This window comes from Variovorax sp. TLI9-5A (genome assembly GCF_056867935.1).
In genome coordinates, this window is sequence record NZ_CP200310.1 from 6,936,747 (window position 1) to 6,951,614 (window position 14,868).

The window sequence follows — 14,868 nt, forward strand, 5'->3', positions numbered from 1 at the left end:
GTGGGGGCAGGCAGAGCGCCCGGAGATAACGCCGCTTGCCCCCATCCCAACCTTCCCCCAAAGGGGGAAGGAGCAAGACAAAGACAAAGGCACGGAGACAACACGTGATCGACTATCAAAGCCTGCGCTTCGACTACAAACGCCACGCCGACCAGGACGCGGCGGCACCGGCGCAACACCCCGTCGTGATCGTCGGCGCCGGCCCGGTCGGGCTCACGCTGGCCATCGACCTCGCGCTGCGGCAGGTGCCCGTGGTGCTGCTGGACAACGACAACACCCTGTCCAGCGGCTCGCGCGCGATCTGCTTCGCCAAGCGCACGCTGGAAGTGTTCGACCGCCTGGGCTGCGGCGACCGCATGGTCGACAAGGGCGTGTCGTGGAACGTGGGCAAGGTGTTCTTCCACGACGAGCAGGTCTACCGCTTCGACCTGCTGCCCGAGCCCGGCCACGAGCGCCCGGCCTTCATCAACCTGCAGCAGTACTACGTCGAGGGCTACCTGGTCGAACGCGCGGCGGCGCTGCCGCTGATCGACCTGCGCTGGAACAACAAGGTCACCGGCATCGAGCAGGGCGACGACGGCGCGGTGCTGACGGTGGAAACGCCCGAGGGCAACTACCGGCTGCAGGCCGACCATGTCGCCGCCTGCGACGGCTCGCGCTCCAACATGCGCCAGATGCTGGGCCTGGAGGCCAAGGGCCGCGTGTTCCGCGACCGCTTCCTCATCGCCGACATCACGATGGACGCCGACCTGCCCACCGAGCGGCGCTTCTGGTTCGACCCCTCGTTCCACCCCGGCCAGAGCGTGCTGCTGCACAAGCAGGCCGACGGCATGTGGCGCGTGGACTTCCAGCTCGGCTGGGACGCCGATCCGGTGGAAGAGCGCAAGCCCGAGAACATCACGCCGCGCGTGCGCGCGCTGCTCGACAGCATCGGCTTCGAGGGCGTGCAGTTCCGGATCGGCTGGGCCAGCGTCTACACCTTCGCCTGCCAGCGCATGGAACGCTTCCGCCACGGCCGCGTGCTGTTCGCTGGCGACTCGGCGCACGGCGTGTCGCCCTTCGGCGCGCGCGGCGCCAACTCGGGCGTGCAGGACGCCGACAACCTCGCCTGGAAACTCGCGGCCGTGGTGCAGGGCAACGCGCCCGACACGCTGCTCGACAGCTACGCCAGCGAGCGCGAATACGCCGCCGACGAGAACATCCGCAACTCCACCCGTGCCACCGACTTCATCACGCCCAAGAGCGAGGTGAGCCGGCTCTTCCGCGACGCGGTGCTGGAGCTGACGAAGCGCCACGCCTTCGCGCGCACGCTGGTCAACAGCGGCCGACTCTCGGTGCCCTCGGTGCTGCGCGACTCGCCGCTGAACACGCCCGACACCGACGCCTTCTCGGGCGCGATGGTGCCGGGTGCCGCGGCGGCCGACGCGCCCGTGGTGCACGCCGACGGCAGCACCGGCTGGCTGCTGCGCGAATGCCATGTCGCGCAGTTCACCGCGCTGGTGTTCGGCCAGGGCGAGGCGGCCGAGCGCAGCCTGGCCGAGTTGCGGGCCAGCGACCGGCCGCTGCACGTGGTGCGCATGGAAGACGACGCCAGGGGCAGCGAGCTCGCCGCCCAGCGCTACGACGCCCGCCCCGGCACCGTGTACCTGCTGCGGCCCGACCAGCACGTGTGCGCGCGCTGGCGCGCCCCGTCGGCGGCGCAGGTGCGCGGCGCCGTCGATCGCGCGCTCGGCAAACACTGACGGGACCAACGCAATGACCGCATCCGCCCCAACGCTGATCACCGAAGCGCACCTCGAGGCGCCCGACGATTTCTACGAAGCGCTGATCGACGCGCACCAGGGCCTGAGCACCGACGAGAGCAACGCGTACAACGCGCGCCTCGTGCTGGTGCTGGCCAACCACATCGGCTCGCTCGCCGTGCTGCGCGAAGCGCTCGCGGCAGCGAAGTAGCGCCCCATTCAAGCCATCCATGAGGACCACATGACCGCCGCAACCTCTACCACCGAGCGCCGCTATCAAAGCGGCTTCGGCAACGAATACGCCTCCGAGGCCGTGCCCGGCGCGCTGCCGCAAGGTCGCAACAACCCGCAGCGCGGGCCCTTCGACCTCTACACCGAGCTGATCTCCGGCACCGCCTTCACCGCGCCGCGCCACGAGAACCGCCGCACCTGGCTGTATCGCCGCCAGCCGTCGGTGGTGTCGGGCCGCTACCAGCCCTATGCCCAGCCGCTGTGGAGCACCGGCGCCGACCGCGAGGTCGCGCTGCCGCCGGAGCCGCTGCGCTGGCACCCGCAGCCGCTGGACGAAGCGGCGGCCAAGGCCGACTTCGTCGATGGCATGCGCACCATCGCGGCCAACGGCGACGCCGAGTCGCAGGTCGGCATCGGTTCGCTGATGTACCTGGCCGGCCGCTCGATGGAGCGGCGCGCCTTCGTCAATGCCGACGGCGAGATGCTGGTGGTGCCGCAGCAGGGCCGCTTGGTCATCACCACCGAGCTGGGCGTGCTCGACGTGAAGCCCGGCGAGATCGCGGTGCTGCCGCGCGGCATGGCCTTCAAGGTGGCGCTGCCCGATGGGCTCTCGCGCGGCTACGTGTGCGAGAACTACGGCGCGCACTTCCGCCTGCCCGAGCTGGGCCCCATCGGCTCGAACGGTCTGGCCAACGCACGCGACTTCCAGGCGCCGGTGGCGGCCTTCGAGACCGAGGAAGGCGGCTACGAGATCGTCAAGAAATTCGGCGGCCGCTTCTGGCAGGCGCCGATGAAGCAGTCGCCCTTCAACGTGGTCGCCTGGCACGGCAACCTCTCGCCGGTGAAGTACGACACGGCGCACTTCATGGTGATCGGCTCGATCAGCTTCGACCATCCCGATCCGTCGATCTTCACCGTGCTGACCTCGCCCAGCGACACGCCCGGCACAGCCAACTGCGACTTCGTGATCTTCCCGCCGCGCTGGATGGTGATGGAGAACACCTTCCGTCCGCCGTGGTTCCACCGCAACCTGATGAGCGAGTTCATGGGCCTGGTGCTGGGCGAATACGACGCCAAGCCGGGCGGCTTCAAGCCCGGCGGCGCGAGCCTGCACAACTGCATGGTGCCGCACGGCCCCGACGAGGAAGCCTTCGACAAGGCCACGAACGCCGACCTCAAGCCGCACAAGCTGGACAACACGCTGGCCTTCATGTTCGAGAGCCGCTACCGCTTCGTGCCGACGAACTTCGCGCTGAAGAGCCCGGCGCTCGATACCGACTACGCGGATTGCTGGGCGGGCCTCAAGGATCAGTTCAAGGCATGAAGACCGTGTTCACCCTCACACGCCGCGCTGCGGCCATTGCCCTGCTCGCCGTGCACTTCCTCGCGCACGCGGCCGACTACCCCTCCAAGCCCATCCGCTTCATCGTGCCCTACACCCCCGGCGGCACCACCGACCTGGTGGCGCGCACCGTGGGCCAGAAGGTGTCGGAGAAGCTGGGCCAGCCGGTGCTCGTCGACAACCGCGGCGGCGCGGGCGGCAACATCGGCATGGATGCGGTGGCCAAGGCCGCGCCCGACGGCTACACCATCGGCTTCGGCGCGATCTCGACCAATGCGCTGAACCCGCACATCTACAAGTCGATGGCCTTCGATCCGCGCAAGGATTTCACCGCCATCAGCCTGCTGGGCACCTCGACCATCGTGCTCGAAGTGCCGGCTGCCTCGGCCGTGAAGTCGGTGCCCGAGCTGATCGCCGCGGCGAAGAAGAACCCCGGCCTGCCCTACGCCACCGCGGGCGCCGGCACCTCGATGAACCTGGCGGGCGTGATGTTCGCGCAGATGACGGGCACGGATCTCGTGCACGTGGCCTACAAGGGCAGCGGCCCGGCCATCACCGACATGCTGGGCAACAACATCGGCGTGATGTTCGACAACCTGCCGGCCTCGCTGCCGCACATCCAGGCCGGCAAGCTGCGCGCGCTGGCGGTGGCGGGCCCGACGCGCTCGCCCTCGCTGCCAGACGTGCCGACCATGGCCGAGGCGGGCCTGAAGGGCTACGCGCTGGAGCCGTGGTTCGGCGTGTACGGCCCGGCCAACCTGCCGGCGCCGGTCGTCAAGGCGCTGAACGAAGCCTTCGTCGAAGCGCTTGCCATGCCCGACGTGAAGGCCAAGCTGGCACAGGCCGGCTTCTCGCCGCGCGGCTCGACGCCGCAGGAGCTCGCGAAGCTGAGCGATACCGAATACAAGCGCCTGGGCGACGTCGCCAAGAAGGCTGGCATGTCCGCAGAGTAGAGCTCGCCCCCAGGCTTGCCCACTTCGTGTGGCCGCCAACCCCCTACCGGGGGCAACACCTGCGGCCCGGCAAAGCCGGTTCCGCGGTGTTCCTCGAAAGAGTCCGGACCCTTCAGAACATTTGCTTGAAAGACATCCTCCATGACCACACTGAACGCCACCCATGACCCGAAGCTGCGCAGCTGGGTCGCATCGGCCAACGAGGCCGGCATCGACTTCCCGATCCAGAACCTGCCCTTCGGCCGCTTCCGCGCCGCCGGCAGCAGCGAAGCCTTCCGCATCGGCGTCGCCATCGGCGACCAGGTGCTGGACCTGCGCGCGGCAGGCCTGGTCGACACCGATGACATGAACGCGCTGATGGAAGCCGGCACGAAGGAGCGGCAGGCACTGCGTGCCGCCATCTCCGCCGGCCTGGCCGAAGGCAGCGACAAGCAGGCCGCGTGGTCGAAGGCGCTGCTGCCGCAGGCCAGGGCCGAGATGACGGTGCCCTGCCGCATCGGCGACTACACCGACTTCTACACGGGCATCCACCACGCCACCACCATCGGCAAGCTGTTCCGCCCCGACCAGCCGCTGATGCCCAACTACAAGTGGGTGCCCATCGGCTACCACGGCCGTGCCTCGTCCATCGGGGTGAGCGGCGAGACGTTCAAGCGCCCGCACGGCCAGACCAAGGCGCCCGACGCGGCCGAGCCGAGCTTCGGCCCGTCGAAGCGGCTGGATTACGAGCTGGAGTTGGGCTTCTTCATCGGCCGTGGCAACGCGCAGGGCGAGCCCATCGCCATCGCCGACGCCGAGGAGCACCTGTTCGGCGTGACGCTGCTCAACGACTGGTCCGCGCGCGACCTGCAGGCCTGGGAATACCAGCCGCTCGGCCCCTTCCTGTCGAAGAACTTCGCCAGCACGCTGTCGCCCTGGCTCGTGACGATGGAGGCGCTGGCGCCCTTCCGCTCGAAGTTCGAGCGCCCCGCCGGCGACCCGCAGCCGCTGCCGTACCTCGACTCGGCATCGAACCGCGAAAGCGGCGCGCTCGACATCACCCTCGAAGTGCTGCTGCAGACCGCGAAGATGCGCGCCGAGGGCGTGGCGCCCGTGCGCCTGACGCGCGGCAACACCGCCGAGGCGGCCTACTGGACGGCCGCGCAGTTGGTCGCGCACCACACGGTGAATGGCTGCAACCTGCAGCCGGGCGACATGCTGGGTTCGGGCACCCTCTCGGGCCCCAAGCCCGACGAGGCCGGCTCGCTGATCGAGCTGACGCTGGGTGGCAAGCAGCCGATCACGCTGCCCAACGGCGAGAAGCGCACCTTCCTGGAAGACGGGGACACGCTGGTGATCCGTGGCTACTGCGAGCGCGCGGGTGCGGTGCGCATCGGGCTGGGCGAAGTCAGCGGAACGGTGGTCTGAGCCTGTCTTTTCCCCTCTCCCTCTGGGAGAGGGCCAGGGTGAGGGCTCTGTGCCTCTGACGAAGCGCGGCTTTGAGTTCGATGCCAATGCCCTCACCCCAACCCTCTCCCCAAGGGGAGAGGGGGTAATACCGGGTCAGGGAGCGGTAGCGGGCGTGGCCGCAGCCGCGGGCCAGGCCACCTCGGCGGCCACGCGCGGCTTGCCGATCGGCGCGGTCGCCTTGCCGATCTTGATGGCGGCCATGTCCGCCTCGCTCGGGTACTGGTTGGCGAGCCAGTAGTCGAACACCCGGCGCGCGATGGGAGCCGCGGCACCCGCGCCCCAGCCGGCGTTTTCCACGATCACCGCCACGGCGATCTTCGGGTCGTTCACCGGCGCGAAGGCCATGAAAAGGGCGTGGTCGCGCTGGTGCTCTTCGAGCGCGCGCGCGTTGTACTTGGTGTTCTGCGCCTGCGTCACCGCCTGTGCCGTGCCGGTCTTGCCGGCCGCCTGGTAGGCCGCGCCCGCGAACACGCCGCGCGCCGTGCCGCTCGTGACCACGCTGGTCAGGCCCTCGCGGATCACCGCGACGTTGGCGGCCGAGAAGCCGAGGTTTTCCGCCGGCGGCTGCGGCAGCGGCACCACCTGCCCGCTCACCGTGTTGCGCGTGGCCAGCACGAGGTGCGGCTTGTGCTTCAGGCCGCCGTCGGCCACGATGGCCGTGGCCTGCGCCAGCTGCAGCATGGTGAAGTTGTTGTAGCCCTGGCCGATGCCCAGCGAGATGGTCTCGCCCGCGTACCACTTCTTCTGCTCGGGCCGCTTGTAGGTGTTGCGCTTCCACTCGGTGCTGGGCAGCACGCCGCGCACCTCGCCGCCGAGGTCGACGCCGGTGATCTGGCCGAAGCCCAGCGGCTTCATGAAGTCGTGGATCAGGTCCACGCCCATCTCGTTGGCCAGCGAGTAGTAGTAGATGTTGCTCGACAGCTGGATCGAGCGGCGCATGTCGACGCCGCCCAGGTTGCCCTCGGGGCTGCCGAAGCGGTGGCCGCCGAAATTGAAGTAGCCGGGGTCGTTCACCACCACGCTGGGGCCGCGCTTGCCGGTCTGCAGCGCCGCCAGCGCCATGAAGGGCTTGTAGGTGGAGCCCGGCGGGTAGGTGCCACGCAGCGCGCGGTTCAGCAGCGGCTTGTCGATGGATTCGGTGAGCGCCGCCCAGCTTTCGTTGTCGATGCCTTCGACGAAGAGGTTCGGGTCGAAGGTGGGCTTGCTCACGAAAGCGAGGATCTCGCCGGTCTTGGGGTCGATGGCCACCAGTGCGCCGCGGCGGTCGCCGTACATGTCCTCCACCAGCTTCTGCAGCTTGATGTCGAGCGACAGCATCACCGTGTTGCCCGGCGTGGCCGGGTGGCTGGCCAGGCGGCGCACGGCGCGGCCGCCGGCGGAGGTTTCCATCTGCTCCACGCCGGTCTGGCCGTGCAGCGTTTTCTCGTAGCTCTGCTCGATGCCCAGCTTGCCGATGTAGTCCGTGCCCTTGTAGTTGGCCTGGTCTTCCTCGTCCCAGTCTTCCATCGCGGTCTTCTCGCGCTGGTTGATGCGGCCGATGTAGCCGAGCACGTGCGAGGCCAGCTCGCCCTGCGGGTAATTGCGGAAGAGGCGCGCCTTGATCTCCACGCCGGGGAAGCGGTAGCGCTGGGCCGCGAAGCGGGCGACTTCCTCGTCGCTCAGGCGGGTGCGGATCGGGATGGAGTCGAAGCTGCGCGAGTCCTCGCGCAGGCGCTTGAAGCGGCGGCGGTCGCGCGGCGAGACCTCGAGCACCTGCGTGAGGCTGTCGATGGTTTCCTCGACGTCGTTCACCTTGGAGGGCGTGATCTCCAGCGTGTAGGCCGAGTAGTTGGAGGCCAGCACGATGCCGTTGCGGTCGAGAATGAGCCCCCGGTTGGGCACCACCGGCACCACCGCCGTGCGGTTGCTCTCGGCCTGCTCGGCCAGGTCTTCGTGGCGCGTGACCTGCAGGTAGACCAGCCGCGCGCACAGCAGCCCGAACGCGAAGAGCACCGCCAGCCCGATGACGATCACGCGGCGCTTGAAGCGCGCAAGATCGGCTGCGACGTTGCGGATTTCGGTCATGGCGATGGGAGCTTAGGCGCGCGCAGGTGCGATGGCAAATGCCGCAGGCTGGGCTTAGAGGGGCCTGTTCTCGTCCGGTTCCGGCGTTCGGCGCTGGGGGGCCAGCAGCAGCGCGGTCGCCAGGGGCCACAGCGCCGCCTCGATGGCCGGCGATGCCAGCACCGTCCAGCCCGGGAACACGCCGCCGCCGATCATCCGCGTGACCACCTCGATCAGCTGCGAGAGCGCGAAGAGCGGCAGCACCTGCAGCGCCTGCGACGCCACCGGATACCAGAGCAGGCGCCGGTGGATGGTGATCGCGAAGAAGCCCAGCGTGGTGTAGGACAGCGCATGCTGGCCCAGCATCGACGACTGGTGCACGTCCATGCAAAGGCCGAACACGAAGGCCGCGCCGATGCCCACGCGCGCGGGCTGGTGCACGCCCCAGAACACGATGACCAGTGCCAGCAGGTCGGGCATCCAGACGGCGCGGCCGATCGGGAGCATGTTGATGAGCAGCGCCACCACGAGGCTGCTCCACATGAAGACCGGGCTGACGGGCAGCAGCAGCTGCTGCTGGCCTGGGCGCTTGATCATGGGCGCACCCCCGGTTTCTTCTCGTTCTTGCCGGCGCCGGGCTTGCCCTCGGGGCGCTTGCGCTGGGTGACGGCGGGCGCCGCGGGCGGCGGCGCGGCAGGCGTGCCGGTGGGTTCGAGCACCAGCACGTAGCGCGCGGCGGTCACATGGGCCAGCGGCACGCAGTAGATGCGGGCGAAGGCGGAGTCGGCGCGCCGCTCGATACGCTCGATCTTCGCCACCGGCAGGCCGGCGGGGTAGATGCCGTCGACGCCGCTGGTGGAGAGCAGGTCGCCCTCCTGCAGGTCGGCGTTGGCGGCCATGAAGCGCAGCTCCAGCCCGCCGCCGTGGGCCGAGGCGTCGCCGAAGGCCACGCTGCGCACGCCGGTGCGGGTGTTCTGCACGGGAATGGAAAGGTCGCGGTCGATCACCAGCGTGACCTCGCTCGTGAAGGGCAGCACCTGCGTGACCTGCCCGAGCACGCCGCGCGCGTCGATCACCGGCGAGCCGGGCTGCACGCCCTGGGCCATGCCCTGGTCGATGACGATCTTGCGGGTGTAGGGATCGGCCGCGTCGTAGAGCACCTCGGCCGCGCGGCCCGGCGTGGCGGTGGTCTGGCGCAGCTCGAGCAGCTCGCGCAGGCGGGCGTTGTCCTGGGCCAGCGTGTCGGCCTGGGCGGCCCGCTCGGCCTGCATCATCAGCGCCTTGCGGGCGTCGTCCTCGTTGCGCTGGGCGGTCTGCAGGTCTTCGAAATAGCGACCGCCGCCCAGCACCGCCTGCACCGGCTTCAGCGCCACCCATTGCACCGGATAGAGCACGGCCCCGATGGCCGCGCGGATCGGCTGCACGATGTGGAAGCGCGCGTCGGCCACCATGAGGAACAGGGCGAGCGCGCCGAAGAAGATCAGCTTGCTGAGTGCCGACTGGCCCTGGTTGAACAGGGGTGGCGCTGTGCGATCGAGCGTGCCCAGGGGCATGAATTCGGCCTAGTTTTCACCGCGCCTTGCGCGAGTTACGGCACAAGAAATTAACACATGACGATGCCAGGAATACCGCGGAACCGGCTTCGCCGGGCCGCTGGTATTGCCCCTGCAAGGGGGTTGGCGCAGCGACACGAAGTGCGCGAAGCCTGGGGGTGTACCTCGGTTATTCGCTCGTGAAGATGCTGCCCAGGCGGTCCATGCGTTCCAGCGCGATGCCGCAGCCTCGCACCACGCAGGTCAGCGGATCTTCGGCGACCAGCACCGGCAGACCGGTTTCCTCGGCCAGCAGGCGGTCGAGGTCGCGCAGCAGCGCGCCGCCGCCGGTCAGCATCATGCCGCGCTCGGCGATGTCGGCACCCAGTTCGGGCGGCGTCTGCTCCAGCGCGTTCTTCACGGCCGAGACGATGTTGTTGAGCGGGTCGGTCAGGGCTTCCAGCACTTCGTTGCTGCTGATGGTGAAGCTGCGCGGCACGCCTTCGGAAAGGTTGCGGCCCTTGACTTCCATTTCCTTGACTTCGGAGCCCGGGAAGGCCGAGCCGATGTTCTTCTTGATGACTTCGGCCGTCGGCTCGCCGATCAGCATGCCGTAATTGCGGCGGATGTAGTTGATGATGGCTTCGTCGAAGCGGTCGCCGCCCACGCGCACGGAGCCCTTGTAGACCATGCCGCCCAGGCTGATGACGCCCACTTCGGTGGTGCCGCCGCCGATGTCCACCACCATCGAGCCAGAGGCTTCGCTGACCGGCAGGCCGGCGCCGATGGCCGCGGCCATGGGTTCCTCGATGAGGTAGACGGAGGTGGCGCCTGCTGCCTCGGCCGCGTCCTTGATGGCGCGGCGCTCGACCTGGGTGGAGCCGCAGGGCACGCAGATGATGATGCGCGGGCTCGGCGTGAGCAGCGTGCGCGGGTGCACCATCTTGATGAACTGCTTGATCATCTGCTCGGTGATCACGAAGTCGGCGATCACGCCGTCCTTCATCGGGCGGATCGCCTCGATGTTGCCGGGCACCTTGCCCAGCATGGCCTTGGCCTCGCGGCCGACGGCCTGGATCACCTTCTTGCCATGCGGGCCGCCTTCGTGGCGGATGGCGACGACCGAGGGCTCGTCGAGCACGATGCCCTTGTTGCGGGCGAATATCAGGGTGTTGGCGGTGCCGAGGTCGATCGCAAGGTCGGTGGAAAAGTACCGACGGAAAGCTCCAAACATGTGCGGAATCCTCTGAGCACGGCCTGCGCATCGGCAGGTCGTCGCTCTATTTTTTGGGTCGTTTGACGGGGTGAATTGATCGTTTTTGGCGCAAAAGCCGGCGCGTTCGCGGGGGTTGCGGCAAAGGCGGGATAATACCCGAATCCCCTCTGATTCCCGTATTAGCACCGGCTCCGGCGTGCGAATACCTCCGCTTTTTTGGGCCGTTCCGACCTATGTCACTCTCCGCTTCCGATATTGAGCGCATCGCCTCGCTGGCGAGGCTCCAGCTGGCTCCCGATGAAAGCGAGCGCATGCTCAGCCAGATCAACGGCTTTTTCGATTTAGTCGAACGTATGCGTTCCGTCGACACCGCCGGCGTCGAGCCGCTGGCCCATCCGGTAGCCGCCCTCGAAGACATCACGCTGCGCCTGCGCGACGACGTGGTGAGCGAGCCGAACAACCGCGAAGCCAACCAGAAGAGCGCCCCGGCCGTCGAAGCCGGCCTGTTTCTCGTGCCCAAGGTAATCGAATGATGAGCAGCAGCGGTGAATTGCACCAATTGAGCGTTGTCGAGCTGGCGAAGGCGCTGGCCGAGCGCAAGGTTTCGGCCGTCGAGGCCTCGCAGGCCTTCCTGGGCCGCATGAAAGCGCATGAGTCGCTGGGCACCTTCGTCGACGTGAACGAGGAAGTCACGCTGGCCCAGGCCCGCGCCGCCGACGCGCTGATCGCCAAGGGCGACGCCCCCGCGCTGGCCGGCGTGCCCATTGCGCACAAGGACATCTTCGTCACCACCGACTTCGCCACCACCGCCGGCTCGAAGATGCTCGCGGGCTACCGCTCGCCCTTCGACGCCACCGTGGTTCGCCGCCTGGCCGAGGCCGGCGCGGTCACGCTGGGCAAGCTGAGCTGCGACGAGTTCGCCATGGGCTCGGCCAACGAGAACATCGCCGTGCCCGCCGTGGGCCACGACAAGGCCGTGCCGGTGCGCAACCCGTGGAACCTCGAGCGCATTCCGGGCGGCTCGTCCGGCGCCAGCGCGGCCGCCGTGGCGGCACGCCTCGCGCCCGCGGCCACCGGCACCGACACCGGCGGCTCGATCCGCCAGCCCGCTTCCTTCTGCGGCATCACCGGCATCAAGCCAACCTACGGCCGCGCCTCGCGCTACGGCATGGTGGCCTTCGCATCGAGCCTCGACCAGGCCGGCCCGATGGCCCGCTCGGCCGAAGACTGCGCCCTGCTGCTGTCGGCCTTCTGCGGCCCCGACCTCGACCGCGACTCCACCTCGCTCGACAAGCCCGCCGAGAACTTCGGCCGCTCGCTGAACGACTCCCTCGAAGGCCTGCGCATCGGCGTGCCGAAGGAATTCTTCGGCGAGGGCGTGGCGCCCGGCGTGCGTGCAGCCATCGACGCGGCGCTCGCGCAGTACGAGAAGCTCGGCGCGAAGCGCGTCGAGGTCACGCTGCCGCGCACCGAGCTGTCGATTCCCGTGTACTACATCCTTGCCGCGGCCGAGGCCTCGAGCAACCTGAGCCGCTTCGACGGCGTGAAGTTCGGCCACCGCGCCAAGGACTTCATCGACCCCGCGAGCAAGAAGAGCGCGCTCACGCAGATGTACGAACGCACCCGCGCCGAAGGCTTCGGCGACGAGGTCAAGCGCCGCATCATGATCGGCACCTACGTGCTCTCGCACGGCTACTACGACGCCTACTACCTGCAGGCACAGAAGGTGCGCCGCATGATCGCCGACGACTTCCAGCAGGCCTTCAGGCAGTGCGACGTGATCGCCGGCCCCGCCGCGCCCACCACCGCCTGGAAGATCGGCGAGCACGGCGACGACCCCGTGGCCGACTACCTCGCCGACATCTTCACGCTGCCCGCATCGCTGGCCGGCCTGCCCGGCATGAGCGTGCCCGCGGGCTTCGACGGCGGCATGCCCGTGGGCCTGCAGCTGATCGGCAACTACTTCGGCGAAGCGAAGCTGCTGAACGCGGCGCACCGCTTCCAGCAGGCCACCGACTGGCATTCGCGCACGCCGGAGGGCTTCTGAAATGAGCGAGACAGTGAACACCTTCGAAGCACAACAACAGGGCCGCCCGACCGGTCCACTGGTGCGCGGCTATGAAGTCATCATCGGCTTCGAGACGCACGCCCAGCTTTCCACCGCGAGCAAGATCTTCAGCCGCGCCTCCACCGCCTTCGGCGCCGAGCCCAACACCCAGGCCTGCGCGGTCGACCTCGCGCTGCCCGGCACGCTGCCCGTGATGAACAAGGGCGCGGTCGAACGCGCCATCAAGCTCGGCCTGGCGCTGGGCTCGCACATCGCGCCGCGCAGCGTGTTCGCGCGCAAGAACTACTTCTATCCCGACCTGCCCAAGGGCTACCAGATCAGCCAGTTCGAGATTCCGGTGGTGCAGGGCGGCGCGGTGTCATTCTTCGTGGGCGAAGAGCAGAAGACGGTGCGCCTGGTGCGCGCCCACCTCGAGGAAGACGCGGGCAAGTCGCTGCATGAAGATTTCATCGGCCAGAGCGGCATCGACCTGAACCGCGCCGGCACGCCGCTGCTGGAGATCGTGACCGAGCCCGACATGCGCTCCACAGCCGAGGCCGTGGCCTATGCGAAGGAGCTGCACAAGATCGTCACCTGGATCGGCATCTGCGACGGCAACATGCAGGAAGGCAGCTTCCGCTGCGACGCCAACGTGTCGGTGCGCCGCCCCGGCGAGAAGCTCGGCACGCGCCGCGAGATCAAGAACCTGAACAGCTTCAAGTTCATGCAGCAGGCGATCGACTACGAGATCCGCTGGCAGATCGACGAGATCGAGGACGGCCGCAAGATCGAGCAGGCCACGGTGCTGTTCGACCCCGACACCGGCGAGACGCGCGCCATGCGCGCCAAGGAAGACTCGGCCGACTACCGCTACTTTCCCGACCCCGACCTGCCGCCGCTGGTCATCGCCAGCGACTGGATCGAGCGCGTGAAGGCCGCAATGCCCGAGCTGCCGCGCGCGATGGCCGAGCGCTACGTGCGCGACCACGGCCTGTCGGAATACGACGCCGCCCAGCTCACGCAGAGCGCCGCGCTCGCCGGCTACTTCGACGAAGCCGTGAACGCGGGCGCCACGCCCAAGCTCGCGAGCAACTGGATCACCGGCGAGATGGCGCGCCGACTGAACGCCGCTGAAATCGGCATCGAGGCCGCGCCGGTGAAGGCGCAGCAGCTGGCGCAGCTGGTCAAGCGCATCGCCGACGGCACGCTGCCCAACAACGCCGCGCGCCAGGTGTTCGAAGCGCTATGGACCGGTGAAGGCAGCGATGTCGATGCCATCATCGAAGCCAAGGACCTGAAGCCGATGAACGACACCGGCGCGCTCGACAAGATCCTCGACGAAGTGATCGCGAAGAACGCGAAGAACGTCGAGGAATACCGCGGCGGCAAGGAAAAGGCGCTCAATGCCCTCGTGGGTCAGGTCATGAAGGCCAGCGGCGGCAAGGCGAACCCGGCGCAAGTCACCGAGCTGCTGAAGGCCAAGCTGGCCTGACCGGGGCCCTTCGTCTCCCCTTCGAGGAACACCGTGGAACCGGCTTTGCCGGGCCACCGGTGTTGCCCCCGGCAGGGGGTTGGCGAAGCGGCACGAAGTGCCGCGCAGCCTGGGGGGTTACTTTGGGTTTCCGCCGTTCTGCGGAGTCCAGAGCGTCTTCAGGCGCGTACGCTCCTCATCGAAGCGCGCATTCACCCGCTTCTTCTCGTCTTCCTGCTCCGCGATGAAGCGGTTCTGTACCGCCACGCTCTTCGCGTTCTCGTCGATCCTGCGGCGCAGCGCGGCCGGGGCCTTGGCGGGGTCCTGCTTGTAGAACTCCATCTCCTCGTCGATCTTCTTGCGGTCTTCGCTGAGCTCGGAGATGCGCTTGCGTGCCGCCTCCGACACGGCATCGATCTGCGACAGCGCCTCGACGCGTTCGCGGTCGTGCGTGGCGCTGTTGGGATAGCGCACCAGCAGCGCGCGCTCGCGGCGCCGCTCGTCGGTCTGGCGGGCGGCCACGATGGCGGCTTCGCGGGCGCGGTCTTCGCGCTCCTGCAGCTCGCGGGCGGTGTAGGTCGGCTCCAGCTTGCGGCGGGTGGAGCCGCTCGGATTGAGCTCTCGCTGCTCGCGGTCGCTGCACTCGGCGATGGGCCGGTCGGCCGTCAGCGTACGGCCCCGAGCATCGGTGCAGGTGTAGATGCCTGCGGAGGCGCCTTCCACTTTCTGCGGTTGCGCTTGCAGGGCGCCGCAGAACGAGAGCGCCACGATGAAAAGGGGTGCCGCCGCCAGCAGGCGGAACGGTCTGTCGTGATCGTCGCGTGCGTGGTGCATTCGGCGGC

The 14,868-nt window shown here is 68.5% G+C and carries 13 protein-coding genes; 8 read left to right on the forward strand and 5 right to left on the reverse strand.

Annotation, left to right across the window (positions count from 1 at the left end):
* Positions 1–104 precede the first annotated feature (104 nt).
* From AC1VNX_RS32930 to fahA, 5 genes are all read left to right on the forward strand, one after another.
* Positions 105–1,742: an FAD-dependent oxidoreductase gene (locus AC1VNX_RS32930; RefSeq protein WP_483161701.1), complete on the forward strand. Its 1,638-nt coding sequence runs from the start codon at positions 105–107 to the stop codon at positions 1,740–1,742.
* A 13-nt stretch (positions 1,743–1,755) separates the two neighbouring features.
* Complete coding sequence (locus tag AC1VNX_RS32935; protein ID WP_483161702.1) at positions 1,756–1,953, forward strand: DUF2783 domain-containing protein; 198 nt, start codon at positions 1,756–1,758, stop codon at positions 1,951–1,953.
* Positions 1,954–1,983: 30 nt separating this feature from the next.
* Complete coding sequence (gene hmgA, locus AC1VNX_RS32940) at positions 1,984–3,297, forward strand: homogentisate 1,2-dioxygenase (RefSeq protein WP_301503807.1); 1,314 nt, start codon at positions 1,984–1,986, stop codon at positions 3,295–3,297.
* Positions 3,294–4,268 carry a Bug family tripartite tricarboxylate transporter substrate binding protein gene (locus tag AC1VNX_RS32945; RefSeq protein WP_483161703.1) on the forward strand — a complete coding sequence of 325 codons (975 nt, stop codon included), beginning with the start codon at positions 3,294–3,296 and terminating at the stop codon, positions 4,266–4,268. The genes hmgA and AC1VNX_RS32945 overlap by 4 nt, the downstream gene beginning before the upstream one ends.
* A 141-nt stretch (positions 4,269–4,409) precedes the next feature.
* The gene (fahA, locus tag AC1VNX_RS32950; RefSeq protein ID WP_483161704.1) at positions 4,410–5,675 is read left to right on the forward strand and encodes a fumarylacetoacetase; all 1,266 of its coding nucleotides are present in this window, start codon (positions 4,410–4,412) and stop codon (positions 5,673–5,675) included.
* 135 nt (positions 5,676–5,810) lie between these two features.
* Here the strand turns inward: fahA and mrdA are convergent, their stop codons facing one another.
* The 4 genes from mrdA to AC1VNX_RS32970 all read right to left on the reverse strand — a co-directional run bounded on the left by mrdA (position 5,811) and on the right by AC1VNX_RS32970 (position 10,526).
* Positions 5,811–7,781 (reverse strand): penicillin-binding protein 2, encoded by a 1,971-nt coding sequence (gene mrdA / locus AC1VNX_RS32955; protein WP_483161705.1) that lies wholly within the window; start codon positions 7,779–7,781, stop codon positions 5,811–5,813.
* A gap of 54 nt (positions 7,782–7,835) precedes the next feature.
* Positions 7,836–8,357: a rod shape-determining protein MreD gene (gene mreD / locus AC1VNX_RS32960; protein ID WP_295977517.1), complete on the reverse strand. Its 522-nt coding sequence runs from the start codon at positions 8,355–8,357 to the stop codon at positions 7,836–7,838.
* The gene (gene mreC / locus AC1VNX_RS32965) at positions 8,354–9,313 is read right to left on the reverse strand and encodes a rod shape-determining protein MreC (RefSeq protein ID WP_483161706.1); all 960 of its coding nucleotides are present in this window, start codon (positions 9,311–9,313) and stop codon (positions 8,354–8,356) included. The genes mreD and mreC overlap by 4 nt, the downstream gene beginning before the upstream one ends.
* 169 nt (positions 9,314–9,482) lie before the next feature.
* Positions 9,483–10,526 carry a rod shape-determining protein gene (locus AC1VNX_RS32970; RefSeq protein WP_007833435.1) on the reverse strand — a complete coding sequence of 348 codons (1,044 nt, stop codon included), beginning with the start codon at positions 10,524–10,526 and terminating at the stop codon, positions 9,483–9,485.
* Positions 10,527–10,741: 215 nt separating this feature from the next.
* Here AC1VNX_RS32970 and gatC point away from each other — a divergent pair, with 215 nt between their 5' ends.
* Genes gatC through gatB form a run of 3 tightly spaced genes read left to right on the forward strand, consistent with a single transcriptional unit; the run spans position 10,742 to position 14,047 of the window.
* Entirely contained in the window at positions 10,742–11,041 is a 300-nt protein-coding gene (gatC, locus tag AC1VNX_RS32975) for an Asp-tRNA(Asn)/Glu-tRNA(Gln) amidotransferase subunit GatC (RefSeq protein ID WP_301503813.1), read from the forward strand.
* Complete coding sequence (gatA, locus tag AC1VNX_RS32980; protein WP_483162060.1) at positions 11,041–12,555, forward strand: Asp-tRNA(Asn)/Glu-tRNA(Gln) amidotransferase subunit GatA; 1,515 nt, start codon at positions 11,041–11,043, stop codon at positions 12,553–12,555. Before gatC ends, gatA begins: the two co-directional genes overlap by 1 nt.
* Position 12,556: 1 nt before the next feature.
* The gene (gatB, locus tag AC1VNX_RS32985; RefSeq protein ID WP_483161707.1) at positions 12,557–14,047 is read left to right on the forward strand and encodes an Asp-tRNA(Asn)/Glu-tRNA(Gln) amidotransferase subunit GatB; all 1,491 of its coding nucleotides are present in this window, start codon (positions 12,557–12,559) and stop codon (positions 14,045–14,047) included.
* Between the two features lie 117 nt (positions 14,048–14,164).
* Here the strand turns inward: gatB and AC1VNX_RS32990 are convergent, their stop codons facing one another.
* Entirely contained in the window at positions 14,165–14,860 is a 696-nt protein-coding gene (locus tag AC1VNX_RS32990) for a DUF4124 domain-containing protein (RefSeq protein ID WP_483161708.1), read from the reverse strand.
* Positions 14,861–14,868 lie beyond the last annotated feature (8 nt).